25 protein-coding genes and 3 pseudogenes are annotated in these 25,425 nt (G+C 58.2%); 9 read left to right on the top strand and 19 right to left on the bottom strand.

Annotated features, from left to right (window positions below; translation table 11 throughout):
• Positions 1-216: 216 nt before the first annotated feature.
• Genes ACOYXE_RS00555 through ACOYXE_RS00545 form a run of 3 tightly spaced genes read right to left on the bottom strand, consistent with a single transcriptional unit; the run spans position 217 to position 2,261 of the window.
• The gene (locus ACOYXE_RS00555) at positions 217-1,458 is read right to left on the bottom strand and encodes an RNA polymerase sigma factor (RefSeq protein ID WP_405123030.1); all 1,242 of its coding nucleotides are present in this window, start codon (positions 1,456-1,458) and stop codon (positions 217-219) included.
• Positions 1,451-1,795, bottom strand: coding sequence for a YciI family protein (locus ACOYXE_RS00550; protein ID WP_405123029.1), 345 nt, complete (start codon positions 1,793-1,795; stop codon positions 1,451-1,453). The genes ACOYXE_RS00555 and ACOYXE_RS00550 overlap by 8 nt, the downstream gene beginning before the upstream one ends.
• 40 nt (positions 1,796-1,835) lie before the next feature.
• On the bottom strand, positions 1,836-2,261 hold the full coding sequence (locus ACOYXE_RS00545) for a YybH family protein (protein WP_460927309.1): 426 nt from the start codon (positions 2,259-2,261) through the stop codon (positions 1,836-1,838).
• Positions 2,262-2,402: 141 nt separating this feature from the next.
• On the opposite strand from ACOYXE_RS00545, the gene ACOYXE_RS00540 reads away from it, so the two are divergent.
• Together ACOYXE_RS00540 and ACOYXE_RS00535 are read left to right on the top strand one after the other, a co-directional pair.
• Complete coding sequence (locus tag ACOYXE_RS00540) at positions 2,403-2,888, top strand: GNAT family N-acetyltransferase (protein WP_405123027.1); 486 nt, start codon at positions 2,403-2,405, stop codon at positions 2,886-2,888.
• An 18-nt stretch (positions 2,889-2,906) separates the two neighbouring features.
• Complete coding sequence (locus ACOYXE_RS00535; RefSeq protein ID WP_405123026.1) at positions 2,907-3,512, top strand: pyridoxamine 5'-phosphate oxidase family protein; 606 nt, start codon at positions 2,907-2,909, stop codon at positions 3,510-3,512.
• Positions 3,513-3,635: 123 nt separating this feature from the next.
• On the opposite strand, the gene ACOYXE_RS00530 is transcribed toward ACOYXE_RS00535, so the two are convergent.
• The 3 genes from ACOYXE_RS00530 to ACOYXE_RS00520 all read right to left on the bottom strand — a co-directional run bounded on the left by ACOYXE_RS00530 (position 3,636) and on the right by ACOYXE_RS00520 (position 5,673).
• The gene (locus ACOYXE_RS00530) at positions 3,636-4,124 is read right to left on the bottom strand and encodes a GNAT family N-acetyltransferase (protein WP_160059130.1); all 489 of its coding nucleotides are present in this window, start codon (positions 4,122-4,124) and stop codon (positions 3,636-3,638) included.
• Between the two features lie 324 nt (positions 4,125-4,448).
• Positions 4,449-4,943 (bottom strand): GyrI-like domain-containing protein, encoded by a 495-nt coding sequence (locus ACOYXE_RS00525; RefSeq protein ID WP_095121252.1) that lies wholly within the window; start codon positions 4,941-4,943, stop codon positions 4,449-4,451.
• A gap of 67 nt (positions 4,944-5,010) precedes the next feature.
• Positions 5,011-5,673, bottom strand: a complete 663-nt coding sequence (locus ACOYXE_RS00520; RefSeq protein ID WP_160059132.1) for a LysE family translocator — start codon at positions 5,671-5,673, stop codon at positions 5,011-5,013.
• Positions 5,674-5,812: 139 nt separating this feature from the next.
• Here ACOYXE_RS00520 and alaC point away from each other — a divergent pair, with 139 nt between their 5' ends.
• Positions 5,813-7,030, top strand: a complete 1,218-nt coding sequence (gene alaC / locus ACOYXE_RS00515; protein WP_093099119.1) for an alanine transaminase — start codon at positions 5,813-5,815, stop codon at positions 7,028-7,030.
• Positions 7,031-7,206: 176 nt separating this feature from the next.
• Here the strand turns inward: alaC and ACOYXE_RS00510 are convergent, their stop codons facing one another.
• Positions 7,207-8,562 (bottom strand): GntP family permease, encoded by a 1,356-nt coding sequence (locus ACOYXE_RS00510; RefSeq protein ID WP_008082018.1) that lies wholly within the window; start codon positions 8,560-8,562, stop codon positions 7,207-7,209.
• A gap of 82 nt (positions 8,563-8,644) precedes the next feature.
• Positions 8,645-9,178: a gluconokinase gene (locus ACOYXE_RS00505; RefSeq protein WP_160059133.1), complete on the bottom strand. Its 534-nt coding sequence runs from the start codon at positions 9,176-9,178 to the stop codon at positions 8,645-8,647.
• Positions 9,179-9,393: 215 nt separating this feature from the next.
• On the opposite strand from ACOYXE_RS00505, the gene gntR reads away from it, so the two are divergent.
• Positions 9,394-10,425, top strand: a complete 1,032-nt coding sequence (gene gntR, locus ACOYXE_RS00500) for an HTH-type transcriptional regulator GntR (RefSeq protein ID WP_405123023.1) — start codon at positions 9,394-9,396, stop codon at positions 10,423-10,425.
• 248 nt (positions 10,426-10,673) lie between these two features.
• Here gntR and ACOYXE_RS00495 read toward each other — a convergent pair whose 3' ends face one another.
• Positions 10,674-11,546 carry a LysR family transcriptional regulator gene (locus ACOYXE_RS00495; RefSeq protein WP_160059135.1) on the bottom strand — a complete coding sequence of 291 codons (873 nt, stop codon included), beginning with the start codon at positions 11,544-11,546 and terminating at the stop codon, positions 10,674-10,676.
• 123 nt (positions 11,547-11,669) lie between these two features.
• Between ACOYXE_RS00495 and ACOYXE_RS00490 the strand changes: the two genes are divergently transcribed.
• From ACOYXE_RS00490 to ACOYXE_RS00480, 3 genes are all read left to right on the top strand, one after another.
• A complete protein-coding gene (locus tag ACOYXE_RS00490) occupies positions 11,670-12,110 on the top strand; it encodes a PACE efflux transporter (protein ID WP_034153370.1) in 441 nt (146 codons plus the stop codon).
• Positions 12,111-12,237: 127 nt separating this feature from the next.
• Positions 12,238-13,668, top strand: a complete 1,431-nt coding sequence (locus tag ACOYXE_RS00485; protein WP_405123022.1) for an MFS transporter — start codon at positions 12,238-12,240, stop codon at positions 13,666-13,668.
• A gap of 154 nt (positions 13,669-13,822) precedes the next feature.
• Positions 13,823-14,368: a hypothetical protein gene (locus ACOYXE_RS00480; RefSeq protein ID WP_160060129.1), complete on the top strand. Its 546-nt coding sequence runs from the start codon at positions 13,823-13,825 to the stop codon at positions 14,366-14,368.
• Between the two features lie 132 nt (positions 14,369-14,500).
• On the opposite strand, the pseudogene ACOYXE_RS00475 reads toward ACOYXE_RS00480, so the two are convergent.
• From ACOYXE_RS00475 to ACOYXE_RS00450, 6 genes and pseudogenes are all read right to left on the bottom strand, one after another.
• Positions 14,501-14,923, bottom strand: a pseudogene (locus tag ACOYXE_RS00475) (methyl-accepting chemotaxis protein); the annotation flags it as partial.
• A 168-nt stretch (positions 14,924-15,091) separates the two neighbouring features.
• Positions 15,092-15,715, bottom strand: a pseudogene (locus ACOYXE_RS00470) (PAS domain-containing protein); the annotation flags it as partial.
• Positions 15,716-16,387: 672 nt separating this feature from the next.
• Positions 16,388-17,401, bottom strand: a complete 1,014-nt coding sequence (locus tag ACOYXE_RS00465; protein ID WP_160059139.1) for an ABC transporter substrate-binding protein — start codon at positions 17,399-17,401, stop codon at positions 16,388-16,390.
• Positions 17,398-17,912 (bottom strand): annotated as a pseudogene (locus tag ACOYXE_RS00460) (sigma-70 family RNA polymerase sigma factor). The gene ACOYXE_RS00465 and the pseudogene ACOYXE_RS00460 overlap by 4 nt, the downstream one beginning before the upstream one ends.
• Before the next feature lie 189 nt (positions 17,913-18,101).
• A complete protein-coding gene (locus ACOYXE_RS00455) occupies positions 18,102-18,893 on the bottom strand; it encodes a phosphate/phosphite/phosphonate ABC transporter substrate-binding protein (protein ID WP_405123020.1) in 792 nt (263 codons plus the stop codon).
• Positions 18,894-19,030: 137 nt separating this feature from the next.
• Positions 19,031-19,972 carry a fatty acid desaturase gene (locus ACOYXE_RS00450; protein ID WP_160059142.1) on the bottom strand — a complete coding sequence of 314 codons (942 nt, stop codon included), beginning with the start codon at positions 19,970-19,972 and terminating at the stop codon, positions 19,031-19,033.
• Between the two features lie 325 nt (positions 19,973-20,297).
• Between ACOYXE_RS00450 and ACOYXE_RS00445 the strand changes: the two genes are divergently transcribed.
• A complete protein-coding gene (locus ACOYXE_RS00445) occupies positions 20,298-20,714 on the top strand; it encodes a GNAT family N-acetyltransferase (protein ID WP_160059143.1) in 417 nt (138 codons plus the stop codon).
• Positions 20,715-20,837: 123 nt separating this feature from the next.
• On the opposite strand, the gene def is transcribed toward ACOYXE_RS00445, so the two are convergent.
• The 3 genes from def to ACOYXE_RS00430 form a co-directional block, all read right to left on the bottom strand.
• Positions 20,838-21,377 (bottom strand): peptide deformylase, encoded by a 540-nt coding sequence (gene def, locus ACOYXE_RS00440; RefSeq protein WP_405123019.1) that lies wholly within the window; start codon positions 21,375-21,377, stop codon positions 20,838-20,840.
• A 2-nt stretch (positions 21,378-21,379) separates the two neighbouring features.
• Positions 21,380-22,330, bottom strand: a complete 951-nt coding sequence (locus ACOYXE_RS00435; RefSeq protein WP_077574243.1) for a YihY/virulence factor BrkB family protein — start codon at positions 22,328-22,330, stop codon at positions 21,380-21,382.
• A 164-nt stretch (positions 22,331-22,494) separates the two neighbouring features.
• A complete protein-coding gene (locus ACOYXE_RS00430; RefSeq protein WP_460927300.1) occupies positions 22,495-22,686 on the bottom strand; it encodes a CsbD family protein in 192 nt (63 codons plus the stop codon).
• Positions 22,687-22,883: 197 nt separating this feature from the next.
• Between ACOYXE_RS00430 and ACOYXE_RS00425 the strand changes: the two genes are divergently transcribed.
• Positions 22,884-23,261, top strand: coding sequence for a hypothetical protein (locus ACOYXE_RS00425; protein ID WP_007917843.1), 378 nt, complete (start codon positions 22,884-22,886; stop codon positions 23,259-23,261).
• A 255-nt stretch (positions 23,262-23,516) separates the two neighbouring features.
• Here ACOYXE_RS00425 and fadD1 read toward each other — a convergent pair whose 3' ends face one another.
• Positions 23,517-25,214 carry a long-chain-fatty-acid--CoA ligase FadD1 gene (gene fadD1 / locus ACOYXE_RS00420; RefSeq protein WP_405123018.1) on the bottom strand — a complete coding sequence of 566 codons (1,698 nt, stop codon included), beginning with the start codon at positions 25,212-25,214 and terminating at the stop codon, positions 23,517-23,519.
• Positions 25,215-25,425: the final 211 nt, after the last annotated feature.

Here is a 25,425-nt window from a genome sequence, read left to right as displayed (position 1 = left end):
GCAAGCCTGAAGTCAAAAGCCCCTCACCCCAGCCCTCTCCCAGAGGGAGAGGGGGCCGACCGAGGTGTCTTGCGTCATACATCGACCTGAGAGACCGAGTCGATTATGGATGTATAGCTACGGTATACACCTCAATTATGGATTCACCGCTGAGCGTTCAGGTCGGCGTACTTCTACAGCATCCCCCAATCAGTCCCCTCTCCCCCTGGGAGAGGGCTAGGGTGAGGGTAGTTCCAGCGCCATGAGCCGCCCTTGAATAAACCGCCGCTCCGGCTCTTGCCGCGTAAGCTCCAACGCCCGCAAATACGCCGCCCTCGCCTCTTCCACCCTACCCAACTGCCGACAAAACTCCGCCCGCGCCGAATGCGCCAAGTGGTAATCCTGCAACTCCCCTCGCGCCAAAATCCCCTCAATCAAATTCAACCCCGCCAACGCCCCATCACGCTTGGCCACCGCCACCGCCCGGTTCAACTCGATCACCGGAGAAGGCACCGCCCGCAACAGCACGTCATACAAGCCAACGATCTGCTCCCAATCAGTTTCTGCCGCCGTCGGCGCCTCGGCATGCACCGCAGCAATCGCCGCCTGCAAACAATACGGCCCGAACCGCCGCGTCGTCAGCGCACGCTCGACCAGAGCACAACCTTCAGCGATCAACTCGCTGTCCCACAATGTACGATCCTGATCGTCGAGCAAGACCAATTCGCCGTCCGGCGAAGTGCGCGCCGAGCGTCGCGATTCGTGCAACAGCATCATCGCCAACAGCCCCATCACTTCCGGCTCCGGCAACAACTCCATCAACAACCGTCCCAATCTGATCGCCTCGCGAGTCAAATCCTCACGGGTCACCTCCGCCCCGCCCGACGCCGAATACCCTTCGTTGAACACCAGATAAATCACCCGCAACACACTGTCGAGGCGTTCGGGCAATTCGCTCAGGCTCGGTACTTGATAGGGGATTTTTGCGTCACGGATCTTGGCTTTAGCGCGCACGATGCGTTGGGCAATCGCCGCCGGTGCCGAGAGAAACGCGCGGGCGATTTCCTCGGTGGTCAGGTCGCAGACTTCGCGCAAGGTCAGCGGCACTTGCGCATCGGCCGCCAGTGCCGGGTGGCAGCAGGTGAAGATCAGCCGCAGGCGATCGTCTTCCACGTCTTCGCCACTCCAGTCCGCCTGTTCCAGTTCTTCCAGCTGCGCCAACAACAAGGGCTGTGAAGCTTTGAAGCGTGCACGTCGACGCAACACGTCAATCGCCTTGAACCGCCCGGTGGACACCAGCCAGGTGCGCGGATTGTCCGGCACGCCGTCGCGTTGCCAACGCTCGACCGCGACGAAGAACGCCTCATGCAAGGCCTCTTCGGCGAGGTCGAAATCACCCAGCAAGCGAATCAGCGTCGCCAGAATCCGCCGCGAGTCTTCGCGATAGACCTGCTCGACCCGCGCCCGAACCTCAGACATTCAACTGCCGCACCGGGCGCACTTCAACGCTGCCAACCCGCGCCGCCGGAATGTTGCCGGCGACCTGAATCGCTTCGTTGAGATCCTTGGCGTCGATCAGGTAGAAGCCGGCCAGTTGCTCCTTGGTTTCGGCGAACGGGCCGTCGGTGATCGACAGTTTGCCGTTGCGCATACGCACCGTGGTGGCGGTCTGCACCGACTCCAGCGCCTCGGCGGCAACCATTCGCCCGCTGCCTTGAATCGACTCGGCATAAGCCCAGCACTCGGCGTCTTCCGGGCTGTCGGGCGATAAATGCAGCAGGCGCTCATCGCTGTAGACCAGGCATAAATACTTCATGGCGTTCTCCTGAATCGGACGGATCAACTATGGCTGAAGATCAGGGCGTCACATCGAACAGCGTCGCGCCGCTCATCGGATCGAACGGTGCCGACCAGTGTTCGTGGACGATTTTCCACGTGCCGCCGACCTGCCGATAGCAGGCGGTGACGCGCATCCAGCAGCTCTGGGTTTCGCCCTTGTCATTGGTGCCGCCGCAATTGGCGACCCAGTGGGCGAAAGCGATGTTGTCGGCGCTCTCGATAACGATTTCGTGGAACTCGAAAATGTGCGGGCCGGGGCACATTTCCATGCATTCGACCCAGTGCGCGCGGTAGGCGGGTTTGCCCTTGAATTGCAGGGCTTTGATCGCATCGAAGGAGACGATGTCGTCGGCGTACAACGCCATGACTTTCTCCACGTCCTTGGTCATGACGGCTTCGCGGTAGGTGTTGATCAGGGTCTGGATTTCAGCTTGTTCGCTCATGGTGTTCTCCGTGGTTTTTGTTGTGAAGACACCTTTAGTCGTTCGGCAAACAAGCAGATCGACAGTCGAAACAAAAAATTTCCACTGAGGCCAAAATCGCTAGAATCCGAGACTTATCTTTGTAGGAAAAAGGAAATTCCCGTGTCAGCCCAACTCGTGCCGTACGACAACCTGAACGCCTTGCAGCGTCAGCAAGTCGAGGCGATTGAAATCCATGCCGAGCAGATCAAGTTTTCCGGCGACATTCATGGTGCCTTGCACACGCTGCTGTCGAAACCCGGCCCCGGGGTGAAAGGTTTTGCGCTGTTGGCAGATGACGTGCCGGTGGCGTTTCTGCTGCTCAAACGCCCGCCAGTGTTGCCGGACTGGGCCAATGAACACAGCGCCACGTTGCATGCGTTGCAGGTCGATCGCCGCGCGCAGGGCAAGGGTTACGGCAAGGCCTGTCTGCAAGCGCTGCCCGAGGTTGCGCGTCAGGCGTGGCCGGAGATCAAAGGGCTGGAATTGTCGGTGGACGCTGACAATGATGCGGCGATCGCGCTGTACGCCAAGCACGGCTACGTCGACAGCGGTGAAGCGTACAAGGGCCGGATCGGTTACGAACGGCGCATGGGCCTGGTTTTCTAAGTCATCGAGGGATGCACGATGATCGATTCAATCGAAGCGCTGGAAGCGATTTACGGACTGCCCCACGAGCGGGCGGTGCGCAAGCAGATCGGTTTTCTCAACGAGGATTATCAGGCGATGGTGCGGGTTTCGCCGCTGGTGATTGTCAGCTCGGTGGGCGCCGATGGCCTCGACAATTCACCGCGTGGCGACAAGGCCGGGTTTGTGCGGATTATTGATGAGCGCACCTTGGCCCTGCCGGATCGCCCGGGCAACAACCGCATCGATACCTTGCGCAATGTGCTGCAGGATTCGCGGGTGTCGCTGCTGTTCATCATTCCGGGAATTGGCGAGACGTTGCGGGTCAATGGCACGGCGACGATCAGCGCAGATCCGCAACTGCTGGAAAGCTTTGCGGTGAATGGCAAACCGGCGAAAACGGTGTTGCTGGTGACGGTGGAGGCGGCGTTTTTTCATTGCTCAAAAGCCTTCGTCCGCTCGGATGCATGGAATCCTGAAACGCATCTGCCACGCTCGGCCCTGCCCTCTGCCGGCGCCTTCCACAAGCGCCTGAACGATGGCGAGTTCGATGCCGACACCTATGACCGTGAAGCCCCAAAACGGGTCACCGACACTCTCTACTGACACAACGCGGTCCATTGTAGGAGTGAGCCTGCTCGCGATAGCGGTGTGACAGTTAAATTAATGTTGACTGACACTCCGCTATCGCGAGCAGGCTCACTCCTACAGGTTTTGATCAGTGTTGGGTTATAGGGTCAGGATCATCTCGTGCCACGCCATGCCGCCGTGATCGGACTCCGACGGCTTGATATAGGCAAAGCCAAACCCGGCATACAGCGGGATGTGTATTTCTTTGCACATCAAATGAATCGTCGCTTTATCCATCCCGCGCATACGCTCGATGAACTCGCCCATCAAACGCTTGGCCAAGCCCTGCCCCTGATAATCCGGGTGCACCACCACCGACATGATCACCACGTTCGGCCCTTTCGGGTCATGGCCGATCAGTTCCTTGAACGCCTCGTCCGACATCTGCACGTCGAACGCCGCACCGGAATTGACGAAACCAGCGACCACGCCATCCACCTCCGCGACGATAAAACCTTCCGGCCAAGTAGCAATGCGCGTAGCGATCTTCTCGCGAGTGGCCGCTTCGTCACCTTCATAGGCGACGGTTTCGATGGCGTAGCAGCGGTCCAGATCGGCGGCGGTGACGTTGCGGATGACGGTGTTCATGGCGGCTCGGAAATCAGCAGAAGAAAGTGCCGAAAGCATAAAGGAATAAGGTCTGCATATCGATGCGCACGGGCAGCGTAAAGCCTGCGTATAAGCGCTTTTCTTCGTGCAGGCGGCGGGCTATTTCTGAGGTGTGTCTTTGACTACCTTCGGGGGAAACCGCTTATGAACAGCGTTGAAATCGGCCTGTCGCTGGTGTTGGGCATCAGTACGTTCGGCTTTATCACCTTGGGCATCGACCTGTTGCGGGCGCGACGGTTCGGCAAAGGCAAGCGGGGTTGAAAACCATGAGGCGGATCACTGATCCGCCGCAGGTTTGTCGGCTCAGGCCTTGGTATCGACCGGCACGCAGATTTCCAGCTTGCCGGTGTGCAGCTTCGGATTGAAATCGGCGCTGTAGCGCTCCAGCTCCGGGGCGTTGAGCTCCACGTAATGAGAGGTCGGCAACCAGGTCTTGTAGATGTATTGCAGGGTTTGCGGCAATTGTTCGAGCGGTCCCTTGTGCTCGAACACTGCGTACTGGCGAGGCAGTACTTCGACCCATTGGTAGACCTTCTGGTCGAGGTCATCGAGCTTGCTGATTTCCACTCCGGCGATGTAATCGAAGCCGCCCTTGCCGTCGAAATTGCTGCAGACGCCGTAAGTCACTTCGTTCTTTTGCCCCTGAATCTTTCCCAGGTGCGGCAAGAACTTTTCCCACAGTGCCGGGATGTCTTTTGCTGTGTCTTGGGTAAATCGACCGCGAAAGCCTGCAATCAGCAGAAAGTGTCCATGTTCGAAGCGAGGTTCAGCCACTTCGACGCGTGTTTGCTCATCCATGACTCGACTCCTGGAACAAAAAAGGGATTCGGCTGGGAGTATAGAAAGCCAAACTCAATTCGCACGCTTACAGCGTGTGCAACTGCTCGACGGCGCCCGAACCGACAAACTCGTTATAGCCGGATACGATCACGTAAACTGCGAAATAGCAGAAGATCGCTGCAGATGCCAAGTAGGAATAGCGCAATAGCTTGTCGCCCAGCAGCTTGCCACCGTGGCTCGCGGCGAAGCATAAACCCGCCGACCAAAGCAGCCCGGCGCAGAGGAAACCGCCAAGGAACAGCGCCGAACTCAAAGGGCCGCCGCCACCGGAACGCGCGATCAAGGTGCCGCCGACCGCTGCAAACCAGAGAATCGCGCTTGGCGATGACATCGCGAGAAAAATCCCCCGGAAGAACTCCTTGCGATGGGAGTTCTGCCCTACCTCGGCGGTCGCGGCCAGTTGCGCTTCGTGATGAATCGCCGAGTAGATCATCTTCGCCGCAAAGTAGATCAGCAGCGCCGAACCACCGATCCACAGCACCCAGCGCACGCTTTCGTACTGCAGCAAAACCGTCATCCCGGCCAGCGCCAGCACCGCGTAGATCAGGTCGCCGACGCAAGTGCCGAGGCCCAGCGCAAAGCCCTGAAAGTAACCGCGCTGCATCGCCAACGTGATCATTGCGATGTTGGCCACGCCGATATCCAGGCACAGCGAAAGGCTCAGCAAGAAGCCGCTGGTGAATTCCATCTACCGATTTCCTTGGGACAAAATTGTTTACAAACGGGCTGGACAGTATGCCATCACTGACCTTATCTTCCGCCACAGGTCACCGCAGTGACCAGCGTCGCTCGGACGGTTCCGGGCGCTTACGTTATCCGAGGCAACAATGGCTGAACAAGGTTCGCCGCGCCGCTTTGCGCGCATAGATCGACTCCCCCCTTACGTTTTCAACATCACCGCCGAGCTGAAGATGGCCGCGCGTCGTCGTGGTGAAGACATCATCGACTTGAGCATGGGCAACCCCGACGGGGCTACGCCGCCGCACATTGTCGAAAAACTCGTACAAGTTGCCCAACGCGAAGACACCCACGGCTACTCCACATCCAAGGGCATTCCGCGCCTGCGCCGGGCGATTTCCAACTGGTACAAGCAGCGCTACGAGGTCGATATCGACCCGGAAAGCGAAGCCATTGTCACCATCGGTTCCAAGGAGGGCCTGGCGCACTTGATGCTGGCGACCCTCGATCAGGGCGACACCGTGCTGGTGCCAAACCCGAGCTACCCGATTCACATCTACGGTGCGGTGATTGCCGGCGCCCAGGTGCGTTCGGTGCCGCTGGTGCCGGGCGTGGACTTCTTCGACGAACTGGAACGGGCCATTCGCGGTTCGATTCCGAAGCCGAAAATGATGATCCTCGGTTTCCCGTCGAACCCGACTGCACAGTGTGTGGAACTGGATTTCTTCGAACGGGTGATCGCCCTCGCCAAGCAGTACGACGTGCTGGTGATTCACGATCTGGCATACGCCGACATCGTCTACGACGGCTGGAAAGCGCCATCGATCATGCAGGTGCCGGGCGCCAAGGACATCGCGGTGGAGTTTTTCACCCTGTCGAAGAGCTACAACATGGCCGGCTGGCGCATCGGTTTCATGGTCGGTAATCCGGAACTGGTCAACGCCCTCGCACGGATCAAGAGCTACCACGACTACGGCACCTTCACCCCGCTGCAAGTGGCGGCGATTGCCGCCCTGGAAGGTGATCAGCAGTGTGTGCGCGACATCGCCGAGCAGTATCGTCAGCGTCGTAATGTGCTGGTCAAAGGTCTGCATGAACTGGGCTGGATGGTCGAAAATCCGAAGGCGTCGATGTATGTCTGGGCGAAGATTCCTGAGGCGTATGCGCATCTGGGTTCGCTGGAGTTCGCCAAAAAACTGCTGGCCGAGGCCAAGGTCTGTGTTTCGCCAGGGGTGGGATTTGGCGAGTATGGCGACGATCATGTGCGCTTCGCGCTGATCGAAAACCAGGATCGGATTCGCCAGGCTGTGCGCGGGATTCGCGGGATGTTCCGGGCGGATGGATTAGTCGCAAAAACTGGCGGCTAACGCAAAACCTGTAGGAGTGAGCCTGCTCGCGATAGCGGTGTGTCAGTCACCGTAAATGGCACTGACACACCGCTATCGCGAGCAGGCTCACTCCTACAAGGGAATGTGTCCGGCCTCGAAATTTCACCCACAAAAAAACCGCATCGCTGCGGTTTTTTTGTGTCTGCAAGAAGCGCTTACACGAACAGCGACAACAGCAGGATAAAGCCCAACGCAACCACCGAGAGGATGGTTTCCATCGCCGTCCAGGTCTTGAACGTCTCGGCCACGGTCATGTTGAAGTACTGCTTCACCAGCCAGAAACCGGCGTCATTCACGTGCGACAGAATCAACGAACCGGCACCGGTAGCCAGTACCAGCAGCTCACGGTTAACGCCCGGAATCATCCCCACCACCGGCACCACAATGCCCGCGCCAGTGATGGTCGCCACAGTCGCCGAACCGGTCGCGATACGGATCACCGCTGCCACCAGCCACGCCAGCAGGATCGGCGAGATCTGTGCGCTGACCGCCATGTGGCCGATCACATCGCCCACACCGCTGGTCACCAGCATCTGCTTGAAGCCACCACCAGCACCGATGATCAGAATGATCGCGGCGGTTGGCGCCAGGCTCGCGTCGAGCCACTTGAGCATCTGCTGGGAACCGATGCCCTGCTTGTGGCCGAAGGTGTACAGCGACAGCAGCAATGCCAGCAGCAGTGCCGAGATCGGGTGACCGATCATGTCCATCCAGGTGCGGAAGAAGTGACCGTCCGGCAGCGCGACGTCAGCGAAGGTTTTCAGCAGCATCAGGAACACTGGCAGCAGCACGGTGATCAGGGTGATGCTGAAGCTCGGCAGCGTGGTCGAGTCGTCATTTTCGCGGGCTAGTTGATCGACCAGTTCCTGATTCGGGTGACCCGGAATGTGCTTGGCGATGAACGTACCGAAGATCGGGCCGGCAATGATGGCGGTCGGCAGCGCAACGATCAGACCATAAAGAATGGTCTTGCCGATGTCAGCGCCGAACACACCGATGGCCAGCAGCGGACCCGGGTGCGGTGGCACCAGACCGTGCACAGCGGACAGGCCGGCGAGCAGCGGGATACCGATCTTGATGATCGACACACCGGTGCGACGCGCAACGATGAACACCAGCGGAATCAGCAATACGAAGCCGATTTCGAAGAACAGCGGAATGCCCACCAGGAACGCGGCGAACATCATTGCCCACTGGACTTTGTCTTTACCGAACGCACGGATCAGGGTCTGGGCGATCTGATCCGCCCCGCCCGACTCGGCCATCATTTTGCCGAGCATGGTGCCCAGCGCGAGGATGATGCCGACGAAACCGAGCACGCCACCGAAGCCGTCCTGGAACGCTTTGATGATGGTGCCGATCGGCATGCCCGACGTCAGGCCGAGGAACGCGGCGGCGATGGTCAGGGAAATGAACGGGTGAATCTTGAATTTGGTGATCAGGATAATCAGGCCGATTACCGTGACCACTGCATCGAGCAGCAGGAACGTCTCATGGGACATGCCAAACATTGGGGGTGTCTCCTGGATTGTTGTTGTTATTAAAGCGGGTTAAACAGAAGTCGGGAGGACAGCGCTATCTCTTTCAACACACTCATACCGCCTGCTTCAGACCGTGGGCCTGCCACCAGACATGAGCCTGGGACGCCAGTTCTTCAACGCTGTGGATCGAAGCGTTCAGGGCCAGGGTCAACGGCTCGCCCTTCGGCGATTCGAGGGTGGCGAACTGGCTTTCGATCAACGTGGCCGGCATGAAGTGGCCCGGACGATGGGACACACGCTCAGCGGCAACTTCAGGGGTCAATTCAAGAAACACGAAGCCCAGGCCCGGCAAGGCACTGCGCAACACTTCGCGATAACTGTGTTTAAGGGCCGAGCAGGTCAGCACCGGGCGTTTGCCCGACGCATCGACGCGACGCAGTTCATCGCACAGGCTGTCGAGCCAGCCGGCGCGGTCGTCGTCGTTCAGGGGGATCCCCGCGCTCATCTTGTCGATGTTCGCGGCCGGATGGAAAGTATCGCCTTCAATGGCAGTGGCGCCGCTCAATTGGCACAGGGCCTCGCTGACGCACGTCTTGCCGCAACCGGCAACGCCCATGATGACCAGGGCGGTGATGGGATGACTCATATAACACCTCAGCGCGCAGACAGCGCTACCTTTGCTAGCTATGACTCTAGTGCACAGGCAGAAGTTGCCGACGCCTTCTTGTCGTTTTTTTGGGTTGCAGCAGGTTTGTTCCCAACACCAAAAAGCGAAGATCAGGCAGGACCTCGCTTACGCATTTACAGCTGCATCAGGACAGCGCTACCTTAGTGCCTTGATTTTTGTTTGGCAAGCCGTCGATGACCACCCCTAAAAACGATAAAAATACCCGCACCACCGGCCGTCCCACCCTGAATGAAGTTGCCCGCCTGGCCGGTGTCAGCCCGATTACCGCCTCCCGCGCCTTGCGTGGGGTCAGCACGGTCGCCACCGAACTGGTGGAAAAAGTCCAGAAAGCTGCGCTTGAACTCAACTATGTAGTCAATCCTGCTGCCCGGGCGTTGGCCTCGGCGCAGAGCCATTCGGTCGTCGTGTTAGTGCCTTCGCTGTCCAATCTGTTGTTCATCGACACCCTGGAAGCCATTCATCGGGTACTCACACCCAAGGGTTTTGAAGTGCTGATCGGCAACTTCCACTACTCGCGCGATGAAGAAGAAAACCTGCTGCGCAACTACATGGCTTATCAGCCGCGCGGTTTCTTGTTGACCGGGTTTGATCGCACGGAAAGTTCGCGGCGGATGATCGAGGCGAGCAATATCCCGTGCGTGTACATGATGGAACTGGACAGCGCCGCCGGGGTAAATTGCGTCGGCTTCTCGCAGCTCAGTGCCGGTGAAACGGCGGCCGAGCATTTGCTCTCTCGTGGGCGCAAGCGTCTGGCTTACATTGGCGCGCAGCTTGATCAGCGCACGTTGTTGCGCGGTGAAGGTTTCCGCAAAGCACTGCAGAAGGCCGGCCGTTATGACCCGGATCTGGAAGTGCTGACGCCTCGCTCTTCATCGGTGGGCTTGGGCGGCGAGTTGTTTTTGCAGTTGCTGGCGGCGCATCCGGATGTTGATGCGATCTTCTTTGGTAACGACGACCTGGCGCAGGGAGCGTTGCTGGAAGCATTGCGCAGCGGCATCAAGATTCCCGAACAAGTGGCGATTCTCGGTTTCAACGACTTGCCGATGTCCGAGCACATGGTGCCGCGCCTGAGCAGCATCAACACCCCGCGAGAAGCGATTGGTCGGCGAGCGGCAGAGCAGATGCTGACGTTGATGGCCGGTAACAGCGTGGCGCGCCCGGTTGAAGACATGGGCTTCGAACTGAAGATTCGCGAAAGTACCTGAAACTGTCGCAATCCCCTGTAGGAGCTGTCGAAGGCTGCGATCTTTTGATTTTGCTCTTGAAAACAAGATCAAAAGATCGCTGCCTTCGGCAGCTCACAGTTTTATGTGGTGCTCACAAATGCTGAGTTGAAACACAACCCTTGTAGGAGTGAGCCTGCTCGCGATAGCGGTGTGTCAGGCGATGCATGTGTTGAATGACACTCCGCTATCGCGAGCAGGCTCACTCCTACAGGGGATCTGCGCAATGTTCAGTGGCTGAGCAGGTCGACGAGGGCCAGTGCGCCTTTCTGTAGTGGCTGGCTTTTGAGCCACACCGCATGCACCGGCATCACCAGACCGTTTTCGATGTTGCGGAAATTCAGCCGTTTCAGCCGTCCGTTGTCCAACCGTGCCTGCACCACCGACAACGGAAAATTACCCCAACCCAATCCCGCCTCAACCATCTCCATCGCCGTCTCAAGACTGTCGGTGCGCCAATACGACTCCGCCACCAACGGCCGCGTTTCACTGATCGGCAAGTCGCGACTGGCAACGATGATCTGCCGCACATGCACCAGGTCTTCGAGAAACACATCCTGCCCCTGCAACAGCGGACTGTCCGCCGCCAGCGTCGCGATCATCCGTTCGCTGCCGACAAACTGAAAGCGCTCCAGCACATTCATGCTCAACCCGGCGAACGCCAGACACACGCTGACGCGGCCGCTGTGCAGCATTGCCAGCACGTCATCCTGCGGCGCGGTCAGCACTTCGATATCGAGCAATGGATGGCGCTCGGCGATCACTTTGATCGCCGCCAGCAAACGACCTCGGTCGATGTCCGCAACCACGCCAATCGACAATTTGCTCTCCAGCCCAAGCGACAGCTCCACGGCATGCACTTGCAACTGTTTAAGCTGCTCGGCAATCAGCCGCGCGTGCGGCACCAGTGACAGCGCCATCGCCGTGGGCTGCGGTTCGCGATGGCTGCGGTCGAACAGCAGATAACCGAGTTCGGCCTCGAGGTTGCCAATACCCATACTGACGGCGGAGGGCACCCGACCTAATGCACGCGCCGCCGCCGAAAACGAGCCACGCTCGATCACGGCAAGAAACAGCTCGATGCTGTCGCTGTTGAAATTCACATCAAACACCTATCAATAGAACTGAAAGTAGCTGACTTTTTCTGTCAGCCCTATTGAAGCTATCTTTCGCCGCCTTCGCCAGTCCCACTGGCCAACAAACGGCAAGAAAGAGGCAAATCCCCCATGCAAGGCGTTAAACGCAAACTGGTCTATGTGTCGCTCTACGAAGTGATCGGCATGACCTTCTCCGCCCTCGGTCTGGCGTTGTTGTCCGGCACGTCGCCGGGCAGCACCGGGCCGCTGGCGGTGATCATCACCACCATCGCCGTCACCTGGAACTTCATTTACACCTCGCTGTTCGAGCACTGGGAAAGTCGCCAGCAATCGCGCACCCGCACAGTCAAACGACGCATTGCGCACGCCGTCGGTTTTCAACTGACGTTGATCGTGTTCCTGATTCCGTTGATTGCCTGGTGGATGAACATCAGCCTGGTGCAGGCGTTTCTGCTGGATCTGGCGTTGATCATTTTCATTCCGTGCTACACGTTTGCCTTCAACTGGCTATTCGACAGGATCTTCGGGCTGCCAGCCTCGGCGCTACCGGATTCGGCGGCTGCGGCATAAATCGTTAATTTGTAAGCAGGTATTGCTAGAAATCAGCGGATTAGCTGATTAAATCAACGATATTCACAATACGTTAACTCCGATAGCAGGCTAAGCTTTTCCATTAATAAAAAAAAAGGATCAGCCTATGACTGCTCACGCCCCTGCTCCCGCCGCCGCGCAACGCGACGGCATCGACCCGATCCGCGCCGCTCAGGTGTCCGCCCGCATCGATCGCCTTCCGGCGGTCGCGACGATTTGGCGCTTGGTGGCGCTGCTGTCGATCGGTGGTTTTTTCGAACTCTACGACCTGTTCCAGACCGCCTACATCAGCCCCGGGCTGATTCGCGATGGCATCTTTGCCACCGGTAATCAGGGTGTGTTCGGTTTCTCCGATCAAGCGGCGTTTGCCTCGGCAACATTCCTCGGCCTGTTCCTCGGCGCCAGCCTGCTGAGCCCGTTGGCGGACCGCTTCGGTCGTCGCGCGATCTTCACCTTCGCCCTGGTCTGGTACACGGTGGCGACGGTGTTAATGGGGATTCAGAGTTCGGCACCGGGCATCATCTGCATGCGCTTTCTGGTCGGCATCGGCCTGGGCATCGAGCTAGTGACCATCGACGCCTACCTCTCGGAGCTGGTACCCAAACGCATGCGCAGTTCGGCGTTTGCCTTCGCGTTTTTCGTGCAGTTCCTCTCGGTGCCGGCGGTGGCACTGATGTCGTGGTGGCTAGTGCCGCAAGCGCCGTTCGGGGTATCCGGCTGGCGTTGGGTGGTGTTGGCCAGCGCGGTGTTTGCGCTGTTTATCTGGTGGCTGCGCAAACGTCTGCCGGAATCGCCGCGCTGGCTCGCGCAGCAAGGCCGCTTTGAGGAAGCCAACCGGATTCTCGATGGCATTGAAGCACGATGCGAGAAGGATCACGGCAAGCCACTGGACGTGCCCGAAACGGTCCCGGTCGATGTCGAAGGCAAGGGTCGCTTCGCGGATATCTGGCAGCCACCGTATCGCCGTCGCGCGTTGATGCTGATCGTATTCCACATCTTTCAGGCGATCGGCTTCTTCGGTTTCGGCAATTGGTTGCCGGCGCTGCTGTCCGGCCAAGGTGTCAGCGTCACCCATAGTTTGATGTATGCGTTCATCATCACACTCGCCTACCCGCTTGGGCCGCTGCTGTTCGTGAAGTTCGCCAACCGTTTCGAGAACAAATGGCAGATCGTCGGCTCGGCCCTCGGCGCAATGACCTTCGGCACCTTGTTCGCTCTGCAGACCAGTGCCTTCGGGCTGATCTTCTGCGGGGTGATGATCACGTTCTGCAACGCCTGGCTGAGCTTCAGCTATCACTCGTACCAGAGCGAACTGTTTCCGACCAACATTCGCGCCCGCGCCGTCGGCTTCTGTTATTCCTTCAGTCGTTTGTCGACGGTGTTCAGCAGTTTGCTGATCGGGATGTTCCTGGATAATTTCGGCACGCCGGGAGTGTTGGCATTCATCGTCAGCAGCATGCTGATCGTGATGCTGACCATCGGCTGGTTCGGCCCGCGCACACGCAATCTGGCACTGGAGAATATTGCGCATCGCTGACGGCGCAGCGGTCATCCTCTGCCGCTTATCGGCAAGGGATGACCGCTACGAAGACCTGATCAATGATCAATCCGTTGAAATAAAAGGATTTATTCAGAAGGCACAGTAATTGCTCTGCTAAGCCAGTCAGCAATTACCTACAGGTCTGCACATCATGTTGATCAGTGCCAAACAACAGCAAATCATTCACCTGCCCAAAGCGCTGAATGAAGATGCCACCACCACGGCAGCCGCCGGTCTGCAAGGTGGCCTGCACGGCGCCATGCTGCAAACCCTGCAAAACCAGACCCAGGCGCAAACCGCTGAAGCCACTGCCAAGGTGCAGGACTCGGCCACGCAGATCGCCACCCAGCAAGTCAGCGAAGCCTCGCGCATCAGCGACAACGTCGACGAAGCTTTCGCCAAAACGCGCGTGGGCCTGCAATCGACCGATGCCACCAGCGCCTCGGCAAAATCCGCCACCGACGAATTCAAGGACTACATGAGCAAGACGCCGGAACAGCGTCTGCGCGACAGTATCCTGCAGTCGATGGGGCTGACCGAAGATGACATCAAAGCCATGCCGCCGGAGAAACAACTGGCCGTCGGCAAGGAGATCGCCGAGCGTTTGCAGGACAAGATGAAGTTGGCGCAGGCTGAGAAAGACAACGATGTGAAGGACAGCGACAAGCAGGCGGACAAGTTTCTTGCTGCGCTCTGATTTCCAGGTCGCCTGAAATCAAATGTGGGAGCGAGCCCGCTCGCGAAGGCGGTGAACCAATCAACGTGGATGTTGAATGTTCCATCGCCTTCGCGAGCAGGCTCGCTCCCACAATGTTTTGGTTGATCGGCGTCAGTTCAGTTGCAGGGTTTCATTGAACTGGCTGATCGCATCCACCACATGCCGCGATCCTTGCTGGATCTCCAGAATCACCTCCCCCGCCTCATTCGCCAACTCAACCCCGATCCCGGTACGGCTCAAACTCGACTGCATGCTCGACACCGCACTCAACGACAGGTCATGGTTCTTGCGCACCACCTCGACAATTTCCAGCGTCGCCTGACTGGTCCGCGCCGCGAGGCTACGCACCTCATCCGCGACCACCGCAAAGCCACGCCCATGTTCACCGGCCCGCGCCGCTTCAATTGCAGCGTTAAGTGCCAACAAGTTGGTCTGATCGGCAATCCCGCGAATGGTCTGCACGATGGTGCCGATGATGTCCGATTGTTTGCTGACCGCATCAATACTGGACGCAGCTTCGTTGAGGTCGCGGGAAATGTCCTGAATGATCTGCACCGTTTGCTGCACGACCTGTGAGCCTTTTTGCGCGCAGGCGTCATTTTGTACCGAAGTGCTGTGGGCCGATTCGGCAGCGTTCTGCAACGTAGTCATCTGATGGGTGATGTCGCTGGCGAATTTCACCACTTTGTACAGGCGGCCCTTAGCGTCGAACAGTGGGTTGTACGACGCTTCCAGATAGACCATGTGCCCGGACTTGTTCTTGCGCTCGAAACGATGCGAGTGATATTCGCCGCGATTGAGCGAGGCCCAGAATGCCTTGTATTGCGAGGACTCGGCTTCGGCGCGATGGCAGAACAGGCTGTGATGATGGCCGACGATTTCGTTGAGCGAGTACTGCATGGTCTTGAGGAAGTTGTCGTTGGCGGTAATGACATTGCCTTCCGGGGTGAACTCGATCACCGCCATCGAGCGACCAATCGCGGCCAGCATGCTTTCTTCTTCGTGTTCCTTGTTGATCCGCGCGGTGATGTCCGCCGCCACTTTGATCACACTTCTGACTTGCTTGTCCGGGCCATATACCGGCATGTAACTGGCTTCGAGCCAGACTTCCCTGCCGGCCTTGTTCAAACGCAGGAAAGTCCCGCTGATCGGTTCACCACGGGCCAGGTCACGCCACAGCTTTGCGTATTCCTCACTGCGGTAGAACACCTCTTCACAAAACACCCGATGATGTTTACCACGCACTTCATCGGCGCTGTAGCCCATGGTCTTGCAGAAGTTTTCGTTGGCATCCAGAACAATGCCGTCAGGGGTGAACTCGATCATTGCCATCGAACGGCTGATCGCTTCCAGCTTGGCGTTGGCCTCGGTCAAGGCGCAGCTGAATCGCTCGATCTGCTGCAGGTCAGCCTTGTGATGTAGGTTGAACATGGTTGTATCACCTTCCGCGCGGACTTTTGATTTGATGAAAGTTCAGTTCTTTCAAGATCCACCACTACGTTCCACAGAACAGGCACACGCATTCCTCCACGGGAGGAAGTTGTCAGGTGATAAATGATGATCAATCGGAGAGTCCATGCAGCGACGCTCTAATCAAGACATCCTTCTCTTGATAGCCCGCACGCGGGCCAGCCCTAACGCGTTGAAGAACTTCCATGTAAGCGACGCTCCTTGTTGGTTCAGTGTCGGTGCCTTGGGTTGCGCACTCTGGCAGCATGAATTCACGGACCAACGATGTGTTTCAGCCATGTTTTGACATGACGGTCGACATAGTTAGTTACGAGAAGCATAGCCAGTGCAAAGACCTGCGCAAGGCCATTAGTCGGCCAGTATCTGGCACTTTTTGCACAAGAAACGGTTCAGCGCGGGGAGAATCGTCGGCGAGGCGGACGCTTTCGCGAGCAGGCTCGCTCCCACCTTTGGAACGCATTCCCCCTGTGGGAGCGAGCCTGCTCGCGAAGGCAAAAGTTATAGCGCTACAAAAACGACAGAAACGACTTACAAACTTCCAGTCACCTTGGTCGCCACCTCCGCAGGCACCCAAGGCTTCCAGACCTGCGGCTGATCACGCAAAAACGCTTCCGCCACCAACCTCGGCTGCAAACGTTTTTCACTCATCCCCGCCAAAGTCTGGTTCAACAGATCAATCGGCAAATCGACTTTCTCGAAGAACGCCACCAACTCCGGATACTGCGCCTTGAACGGCGCCGATACGCCAATCGCCAGGCTCGCCGGCATCGAGCGGGTGCCTTTGGGGTTTGGGTTATTGGCATCGGCCAACGTCTTCCAGGCCTCGGCATCGAACGGCGGTTCTTCCAGTTTCACCAGTTTGAATCGCCCCAGCAGCGGCGTCGGTGACCAGTAGTAGAACAACACCGGTTTACCGCGTTTGATCGACGATGCCACCTCGGCATCCAGTGCCGCGCCGGAACCGGTGCGGAAATTCACGAAGCTGTCGTTCAGCGCATAGGCCTTGAGCTTCTGGCTGTTGACGATCTCCGAGGTCCAACCGGTCGGGCTGTTAAGGAAGCGTCCGCGAGTTGGATCTTCCGGGTCGCGGAATACGTCTTTGTAGCGCGGCAGGTCCGCCACCGATTTCAACTCCGGCGCCAACGCTTTGATGCCCCGCTCGGGGTCGCCCTTGATCACATACTCCGGCACCCACCAGCCTTCGGTTGCGCCTTTGACCGTGTCGCCCAAACCGAACACCTTGCCTTCGGCGGCCGCTTTGACCCACGCTGGACTGCGCCCGGCCCATTCTTCTCCGATCACCTGAATATCGTTTTTCGCCAGCGCGGCCTCAAGGCTGACCGTGCTGCCGGGCAAAGTGTCGGTCGAGTAGCCGTAGCCTTTTTCTACGATCAGACGCAGCACTTCGGTGATGAAACTGCCGCTTTCCCAAGTGATATCGCCGAAGTGGATCGGCGCGTTTTTTTCCGTCGCCGAAACAGCGCCGACACTCAGGCTCAACGCCAGCAACGAAGTGCCGAGCAGGGTTTTGATCGATCTCATGCGGACCTCTTGTCTTGCAGGGATTGGTTGGCGCTGTGGCGATCGCACAGCGCTTGGGAACGGTTCATGTACTCGCTGACCGACCGCTGGGAGATGCCCAGTTCGGCGGCGATTTGCGGGTAGGTCAGGCCGTCGATGCGCGCGAGTAGAAACGTCGTGCGGACTTTGTCGGGCAGGCGCTGCAAGCTGTGATCGAGGCAGTTGAGGGTTTGCGATAGCGTGACCAGGTCTTCAGGCGAGACGGCGTAATCGACATCGAGTTGCTGGCGATGACGACGCTCCAGATCACCGCGCCGCCAGCGTTGATAGAGCAGACGCTGGGCGATAGTCGTCAGCAAGGCGCGAGGTTCGCGGATGGCCCTCAGTGCCGGGGCTTCAAGCAATTGGGCGAAGGTTTCGGCGGCGATGTCTTCGCTGCCGGCCGCGTCGTGCAGATGACCGCGCAGATAAGCACAGAGCCAGCGATAGTGGGCGCGAAACAGACTCGATGGGAAAGCTCGGCGCCGGACATAGGGGCTCCTTGATGAGGGGTCGCTGAATGTCCGGTGTTCCGGTGGCGCGATCGTAGCAAGGCGCCTTATTCTTTAAAAATACTTATATTTCATTTTTATATTCTATTCTGAAATATAAAAACAAAAGATCGCAGCCTTCGGCAGCTCCTACACTGATCCCCTGTAGGAGCTGCCGGAGGCTGCGATCTTTAGCGCAAGCGGCCATAGCCAAGTTCTTCAGCCTCGCGCTGATAATCGAGCAGGATTTGATAATCGCGCTCACTGGCCGCAATCACCTCAGGCAATCCCAAGGTCTGTGCGACATCAGGGAGTTCGCGCAAGGTTTCATTCATTACCTGTCGGAGCTGCTCGACCTGCTCATCCGTAGCGCTACCTACCGTAATGAACGGCAAGGTCGGACTCCACGCACTGCGCGCTATCACCCGCAAGGCACTGACTTCTTCCGGCGCATGTTGCGCCAGATAGGCGCAGGTGACGCTGTCGATGGCAGCAAGATCGGCGCGGTTTTCGCGCAACCAGCGCAGGCTCTCGCGATGGCCACCGCTGATGCCGACCGAGGCAAAGAATTGTCCGTCCTGATTCAGTGGCGCCAAGCGCTGACGCAGCAGGTTCATGCCACTGTTGGAGTCCTCACTGTTGATCACCCCGCGCCTGTCGCGGAACTCCGCCAAGGTTTTGCGTGGGTCATGAACCCGGTTAAGGATCAGGCTGCAATGATTGCCAGCGCTGGCGTCGGGCAGTTCGTAGCGTGGGCGGCCGACGATGCGCACTTGTCCGCGCAATGCAGTCATCAGCGGGTAACCGCAGGTCTGCGTGAGCAGCAGATCGGGGGATAACCAGAGTTCTCGCAGTGACAGGCCTTCAGCACTCAGGCGAGTGTGGCCAAGTTGCTCGAGAATGCGCGCAATCCAGCGCTCATTCGCCGCGCGGATTGGCTCGGGGGCGATGTACATCAGGAGTTCGGCGTGGTGTTGGGTCATACATTTTTCCCGGTAAACACAAATCCAATGTAGGAGTGAGCCTGCTCGCGATAGCGGTGCATCAGTGACATCTTCAGTGCCTGACACACCGCTATCGCGAGCAGGCTCACTCCTACAGGGGTTGCGGTGTTCTTGGGTCAGTGGTAAGGATGCTCTGGACTGTCGATCGGCTTGAAGCCATTGCGTCGCCAGAACTCGCCATACCCTTGGACCAGAAACCCGCCACTGCGCGCAATCCATTGCTCGCGATGCATCCGGTAAACCGTGGGCAAGTCGTACCACGCAAGCTTGGGCAAGTCGTGATGCACCAGATGAAAATTCAGATTCAGGAACAACCAGCGCCACGGCCAACCCGCTTCGTTCAACACCGTGCGCTGCTCAGGCTGCGCGTGTGGGCGATGTTCATAATAGGAGCGGATCATCGCGATCGACAGCGCCGGCACGCTGATCAGCAGCAGGTAATGCCAGACCGGCAGCGCGCTGAAACGGGCGATGAACCACAGCATCAGTAACGTGAACAGGCCGTGGGTCAGCCACATCAACCAGGCTTGGCGTTCGCCATTCTTCAGCCGGAGCAACTCTTCTTTGGCCAGCGCCATCAGCGCCAGCGGTGCGCCGATCACGAAGCGTCCGAGCACGGTTTTGTTCAACCAGTGCAGGCAGCGTTCGAACAGCGAACTGCCCTGCCAGCCGGCGCGGGTGAGGTAACGGCTTTCCGGATCGACGCCGGGCACGGTCAGATCCTCATCGCGGTGATGCAGCAAATGGCTGTCGCGATACAGCGTGTACGGATACCACACGGCAAAAGGCGCATAGCCAAGGATCTTGTTGAAGCGCACCCAGCGTGTCGGATGGCCGTGCAGCAACTCGTGCTGCACCGACAGCCACAACACCACCAGCGGGATCAGCAACAGCGTGCTCAAGGCACGGCCCAGCCAGTGACTGTTGAGCACAATGGCGAACCAGCCAGCATAGACGCCGATCAGCAACAGCCAGGTCGGCCACTCGGTACGGGCGGTGACGCGTTGGCGCAGGGTTTCGATCTGCTTACGATGGGCGGCGTCGAAGTAATGGGACATGGCATTGCTCGGAACGGGATTCATCCCCTTCTGTGCAACGACGCGGTGCAATCTTGCAGATTATTTTTGGATGCAGGCGGGAGCCCGAGAACCGGGCTCCGGAAAGGCGTTATCAGTGACCGAAGATGTCGACCTTTTTGGCTTTCTTCTCTGCGCGTTTTTCAATCGCGGTCTTGGCCGGTTTCTTCTTCGCGGCTTTCTTTGAATCCATACCTTTGGACATGATGCCTACTCCACTCACAGGGGATGTGAGGTCAGGTATACACCTATCCAGAGCCGTGCGTTCTTTTATAATCGGCGCTTTGCCCACCGACAGTCCGATCCCATGCCCGACACCCGATACAGCCTGCTCGACGAGTCGCTTTGGCCGTTGATGAACAAGTTTTACCGCAGCCACCAGTCCTCTATGAAAGCCGTTCGCGATGCGCAATTGTGGGTCGCGCGGCGCGGAGAGATTGTGGGCGCGTTGTGCTTGCGGCCGGTGTCCGGCGGGCAATGGTTGACCGGGCTGTTTGTGGATCCGGGGTGTCGTGAACAGGGCGTTGCCGCACAGCTGATCGCAGCGGCAGTGCAGGATGTGAGCGAGCCGGTGTGGCTGTTCTGTCATCCGGATTTGCGTGAGTTTTACGAGAGACGCGGGTTCACGTTCGACCCGGCGCTGCCCCAGGCGATGGCGGAGCGCTTGAGCCGGTATGCGCGGAGCAAGCCGATGATTGCGATGGAACTGAGACCGTCAATCTGATGCAAAACCCTGTAGGAGTGAGCCTGCTCGCGATAGCGGTATGTCAGTGACATTTTCGGTGACTGACATACCGCTATCGCGAGCAGGCTCACTCCTACAAGGGGATTGTGGTGTTCTCGGGGATTAGTCGTCTGCTGCGGGATCGAGGTCGGGGAACATCACTTCGGTAAAACCGAACTTGCTGAAATCGGTGATGCGCGACGGGTACAGCCGGCCGATCAGGTGATCACATTCGTGCTGCACAACGCGTGCGTGAAAACCTGAAGCGATGCGCACAACCGGTTCGCCCTTCGGATCAAACCCTTCGTAGCGAATCTGCTGATAACGATCCACGGCACCGCGCAAACCCGGGACCGACAGACAGCCTTCAAAGCCCTCTTCCGTCAGCGGACTCAGCGGGGTGATCAACGGATTGATCAGGATCGTCTGCGGCACCGCTTCAGCGTCCGGATAACGCTCGCTGTGCTCGAAACCAAAGATCACCAATTGCAGATCGACACCGATCTGCGGCGCAGCCAGGCCAACGCCACCGACGCTTTCCATGGTCTGGAACATATCGTCGATCAGTTGCCACAGCTCAGGGCTGTCGAACATTTCCGCCGGCACGGGCGGAGCGATGCGCAGCAGGCGCTCGTCGCCCATTTTCAGAATTTCACGAATCATGATCAGACTTCGTCAGTGTCCGGCTTGAGCGAATGATCGCGGCCCAGGCCCGAGACGTGTTGTTTGGGATGTTCATCGAGTTCGCCGGGGACTTTCTCACCCGCATCCTTGCCCTCGCTGGACATGTGCTCGATCACCGCGTTCATTTCCGCTCCCAGCAGCAACACCGCGGCGGAGATGTAGAAATACAGCAAGAGCACGATGATTGCGCCGATGCTGCCATACATCGCGTTGTAGTTGGCGAAGGTTTTTACGTAGAACGCGAAACCCAACGAAGCGATGATCCACACCACCACCGCCAATACCGAACCTGGGGTGATAAAGCGGAATTCCTGTTTGACGTCGGGCATCACGTAGTAGATCAGTGCCACGGCGACCATCATCAGAATCACGATCACCGGCCAGCGTGCGATGGTCCACACGGTGACGATGAAGTCTTCCAGTCCCACTTGCGCGGCGATCCAGCCCATCACCTGCGGCCCGAGCACCATCAGCGCGGCGGCCACCAGCAGCATGCCGGCGATGCCGACGGTGTAGACAATCGACAATGGGAAGCGCTTCCAGACCGGTCGGCCTTCGACCACGTCGTACGCCGCGTTCATCGCACTCATCATCAAGCGCACGCCTGCGGAGGCGGTGTACAGGGCGATAACGATACCGACGGAAAGCAGGCCGCCCTTGGACTGCTGCAACTGGTCAATCACCGGATTGACCTGCTCCAGCGCCTGCGGTGGCAGGACCAGTTCCGATTGCAGACGCAGCCAGGAAAAGAAGTCCGGCAAGTGCAGGAAACCGATCAGGGCGATCAGAAACAGAATGAACGGGAACAGCGAGAACAGCATCTGGTAGGCCAGTGCCGAAGCGTAGGTCGACATCTCGTCGTCGACGAATTCAGTGACTGTGCGCACCATCACCCGGTGCAGGGGCAGACCTTTCATGTCCGGAAAAATCATTCGCGTCTCCTTTCGCCGCAATACAGGTTGAAGTCGTGGCGACTCAGGGGCCGTTTTTTACATCACGTTAGCCTGTTTGGCGAACCTCGTCGGGTCGCAGCAGGCTTTTGACACAAAAACGGCCATCCTTGGATGGCCGCTCGTGTATTTCGTTCAAGGCTGAGTTACGCCTTGTCGACACCTTTTTTGACGGCGTCCTTGGCTGTGCCGACCGCTTGCTGGGCCTCACCTTTTTTCTCTTGAATCTTGCCTTCGGCCTGCAGCTTGGTGTTGTCAGTGGCTTTACCGACGCCTTGCTTGACGATGCCGACGGCTTCGTTGGCCATGCCTTTTACTTTATCGCCTGTGCTACTCATGGTGTTTCTCCTTGGTGCATTTAGGGGGAAAAGTCAGTACGTAATGATTGACTGGCCGGGTTTGCGCCAAGTTTCATTTATTTTCGGGGGTTCATTTCGTCGCGGCGTGCAGGTTGGGCTTTATGTTTGCTGCCCAACCCACGAGAATGCCCACCATATGGGCGCCACGCGCCAGGAACCGATCCCGCAGGAATGTTATGAAACTCGATAAAACGCAGGCCATCGCCCGACGCAACAAGGAACTGGGCGGCGCCGTGCTCGGCACCAACAACTGCCACTTCGCCGAACTGAACCGTAACCGCAACATCTGGTGGTTCGACCTGCCGGTGTCGCGTCTGGCCATCGGTCAGTACGAGTGGATTCACCTGCTGATGCACACCCCGGCCACCGATGAACTGCTGCACCTGAAAGTGCCGACGGTGTTTCTGCGTGAAAAGCTTGAAGGGCTGGTGATTCGCAATGAAGGCAAGCGTAAAGCGGCATTGAGCCTGGAATTGAGTGCGGACAAGGATTCGTATCTGCAGGACATGCGTCCGGCGGGGACTAACGTGAATTTTGCGCCGTTTCGTCAGTAGGATTTGTGCTGTCCCCTTTTCCCCTCACCCTAGCCCTCTCCCAAAGGGAGAGGGGACCGACTGAGTTGTTTGGGCGAGCTACGCCGACCTGAGATTCCGAGTTGAACTCAGATTCTAAACAGCCCCCCGATCGGCTCCCTTCCCCCTCGCCCCCCTGGGGGAGAGGGCTGGGGTGAGGGGGTAGGATTTACCGGACACTGCAAACTCCCTCGCATACACCAACAAAAAGCCCCGCATCTGCGGGGCTTGGTGTTTTTAAGCGGCGGACTTGGCCTTGATCTTCTTCAGCTCTTCATCACGCAACTCACGACGCAAAATCTTGCCGACGTTAGTGGTCGGCAGCGCATCGCGGAACTCCACCGTGCGCGGCACCTTGTAGCCAGTGACGTTGGCACGCATGTGATCCATCACTTGCTCTTTGGTCAGGGTGACGCCCGGCTTGGCGACGATGAAAATCTTGATCGCCTCGCCCGACTTCTCGTCCGGCACGCCGATGGCCGCGCACTGCAACACGCCCGGCAGAGTTGCCAGTACGTCTTCCAGTTCGTTCGGATAAACGTTGAAACCGGAGACCAGGATCATGTCTTTCTTGCGATCGACAATGCGCATGTAGCCGTCCGGCTGGATCAGCGCGATGTCACCGGTTTTCAACCAGCCTTCGCTGTCGAGCATTTCATCAGTAGCTTCCTGACGCTGCCAGTAGCCCTTCATCACTTGCGGGCCCTTGACGCACAGCTCGCCGATTTCACCCAGCGGCTGCTCGACACCGGCATCGTCGATGACTTTGCACAGGGTCGATGGCACCGGAATACCGATGGTGCCGATCTGGATGTGCTGGATCGGGTTGACCGTGGCCACCGGGCTGGTTTCGGTCATGCCGTAACCTTCGCAGATGGCGCAACCGGTAACCGCTTTCCAGCGCTCGGCAGCGGCCAGTTGCAGGGCCATGCCGCCGGACAAGGTGACTTTCAGCGCCGAGAAATCCAGCTTGCGGAACCCTTCGTTGTTGCACAGCGCCACGAACAGCGTGTTGAGGCCAACGAAACCGCTGAACTTCCACTTCGACAGTTCCTTGACCATCGCCGGCAGGTCGCGCGGGTTGCTGATCAGGATGTTGTGGTTGCCGATCAGCATCATCGCCATGCAATGAAAGGTGAACGCATAGATGTGGTACAGCGGTAGCGGCGTGATCAGGATCTCGCAACCTTCGTTGAGGTTGGAACCCATCAGCGCTTTGCACTGGAGCATGTTGGCGACGAGGTTGCGATGAGTCAGCATCGCGCCCTTGGCCACACCAGTGGTGCCGCCGGTGTATTGCAGCACCGCCACATCGCCGCTGTCGGGATTGGCTTCGGCCACCGGTTGGCCCTGGCCCTTGCTCAGCACGTCGTTGAACTTGACGGCTTTCGGCAGGTGATAGGCCGGGACCATTTTCTTCACGTACTTGATGACGCTATTGATCAGCAGGCGCTTGATCGGCGGTAGCAGGTCGGCAACTTCAGTGACGATGACGTGTTTGACGCCGGTTTTCGGCACCACGGCTTCGGCCAGGTGCGCCATGTTTGCCAGGCACACCAGCGCCTTGGCACCGGAGTCGTTGAATTGATGTTCCATTTCCCGCGCGGTGTACAGCGGGTTGGTGTTGACCACGATCAGCCCGGCGCGAATCGCACCGAAGACGGCCACCGGGTACTGCAGAACGTTGGGCAGTTGCACGGCGATTCGATCGCCGGGCTGCAAATCGGTATGCTGTTGCAGATACGCGGCAAACGCACCGGACAATTCATACAATTCACCGTAAGTGATTGTCTTGCCCAGGTTGCTGAAAGCCGGTTTGTTGGCGAAGCGTTGGCAGGATTGCTTCAACACTGCCTGAATGTTCGGATACTCGTCCGGATTGATGTCGGCAGCAATTCCAGCCGGGTATTTATCCTTCCAAAAGTCTTCGATCATGGAAGCCCACTCCTCAGCAACGCGAATTCTTCACCGCATTTGATGCGATTATTATTGGTGTGTGTTTGGTATTGGTGAATCTGGCTTTTATATAGGCCGAGAAGTCACAAAGCGCGCCGAGAGTAGCAGCTTTGCCAAGGGTCGACTAGAGCCAAAAGCAGCCCCTACAGTCACTATGATGACTCAAGACCATCTAGCAGTCATTTTAGAG

It is taken from the genome of Pseudomonas sp. MC6 (assembly GCF_054790575.1).
The sequence above is the reverse complement of the archived record's forward strand: the minus strand, read 5'-3'. Positions and strand labels throughout refer to the sequence as shown.

Excerpts from the sequence above, each read along its gene's own strand:
- ACOYXE_RS00555 (WP_405123030.1), bottom strand. The coding sequence starts at position 1,458 with ATGTCTGAGGTTCGGGCGCGGGTCGAGCAGGTCTATCGCGAAGACTCG.
- ACOYXE_RS00550 (WP_405123029.1), bottom strand. The coding sequence starts at position 1,795 with ATGAAGTATTTATGCCTGGTCTACAGCGATGAGCGCCTGCTGCATTTA.
- ACOYXE_RS00545 (WP_460927309.1), bottom strand. The coding sequence starts at position 2,261 with ATGAGCGAACAAGCTGAAATCCAGACCCTGATCAACACCTACCGCGAA.
- ACOYXE_RS00535 (WP_405123026.1), top strand. The coding sequence starts at position 2,907 with ATGATCGATTCAATCGAAGCGCTGGAAGCGATTTACGGACTGCCCCAC.
- ACOYXE_RS00530 (WP_160059130.1), bottom strand. The coding sequence starts at position 4,124 with ATGAACACCGTCATCCGCAACGTCACCGCCGCCGATCTGGACCGCTGC.
- ACOYXE_RS00525 (WP_095121252.1), bottom strand. The coding sequence starts at position 4,943 with ATGGATGAGCAAACACGCGTCGAAGTGGCTGAACCTCGCTTCGAACAT.
- ACOYXE_RS00520 (WP_160059132.1), bottom strand. The coding sequence starts at position 5,673 with ATGGAATTCACCAGCGGCTTCTTGCTGAGCCTTTCGCTGTGCCTGGAT.
- alaC (WP_093099119.1), top strand. The coding sequence starts at position 5,813 with ATGGCTGAACAAGGTTCGCCGCGCCGCTTTGCGCGCATAGATCGACTC.
- ACOYXE_RS00510 (WP_008082018.1), bottom strand. The coding sequence starts at position 8,562 with ATGTTTGGCATGTCCCATGAGACGTTCCTGCTGCTCGATGCAGTGGTC.
- ACOYXE_RS00505 (WP_160059133.1), bottom strand. The coding sequence starts at position 9,178 with ATGAGTCATCCCATCACCGCCCTGGTCATCATGGGCGTTGCCGGTTGC.
- gntR (WP_405123023.1), top strand. The coding sequence starts at position 9,394 with ATGACCACCCCTAAAAACGATAAAAATACCCGCACCACCGGCCGTCCC.
- ACOYXE_RS00490 (WP_034153370.1), top strand. The coding sequence starts at position 11,670 with ATGCAAGGCGTTAAACGCAAACTGGTCTATGTGTCGCTCTACGAAGTG.
- ACOYXE_RS00485 (WP_405123022.1), top strand. The coding sequence starts at position 12,238 with ATGACTGCTCACGCCCCTGCTCCCGCCGCCGCGCAACGCGACGGCATC.
- ACOYXE_RS00480 (WP_160060129.1), top strand. The coding sequence starts at position 13,823 with ATGTTGATCAGTGCCAAACAACAGCAAATCATTCACCTGCCCAAAGCG.
- ACOYXE_RS00465 (WP_160059139.1), bottom strand. The coding sequence starts at position 17,401 with ATGAGATCGATCAAAACCCTGCTCGGCACTTCGTTGCTGGCGTTGAGC.
- ACOYXE_RS00455 (WP_405123020.1), bottom strand. The coding sequence starts at position 18,893 with ATGACCCAACACCACGCCGAACTCCTGATGTACATCGCCCCCGAGCCA.
- ACOYXE_RS00450 (WP_160059142.1), bottom strand. The coding sequence starts at position 19,972 with ATGTCCCATTACTTCGACGCCGCCCATCGTAAGCAGATCGAAACCCTG.
- ACOYXE_RS00445 (WP_160059143.1), top strand. The coding sequence starts at position 20,298 with ATGCCCGACACCCGATACAGCCTGCTCGACGAGTCGCTTTGGCCGTTG.
- def (WP_405123019.1), bottom strand. The coding sequence starts at position 21,377 with ATGATTCGTGAAATTCTGAAAATGGGCGACGAGCGCCTGCTGCGCATC.
- ACOYXE_RS00435 (WP_077574243.1), bottom strand. The coding sequence starts at position 22,330 with ATGATTTTTCCGGACATGAAAGGTCTGCCCCTGCACCGGGTGATGGTG.
- ACOYXE_RS00430 (WP_460927300.1), bottom strand. The coding sequence starts at position 22,686 with ATGAGTAGCACAGGCGATAAAGTAAAAGGCATGGCCAACGAAGCCGTC.
- ACOYXE_RS00425 (WP_007917843.1), top strand. The coding sequence starts at position 22,884 with ATGAAACTCGATAAAACGCAGGCCATCGCCCGACGCAACAAGGAACTG.
- fadD1 (WP_405123018.1), bottom strand. The coding sequence starts at position 25,214 with ATGATCGAAGACTTTTGGAAGGATAAATACCCGGCTGGAATTGCTGCC.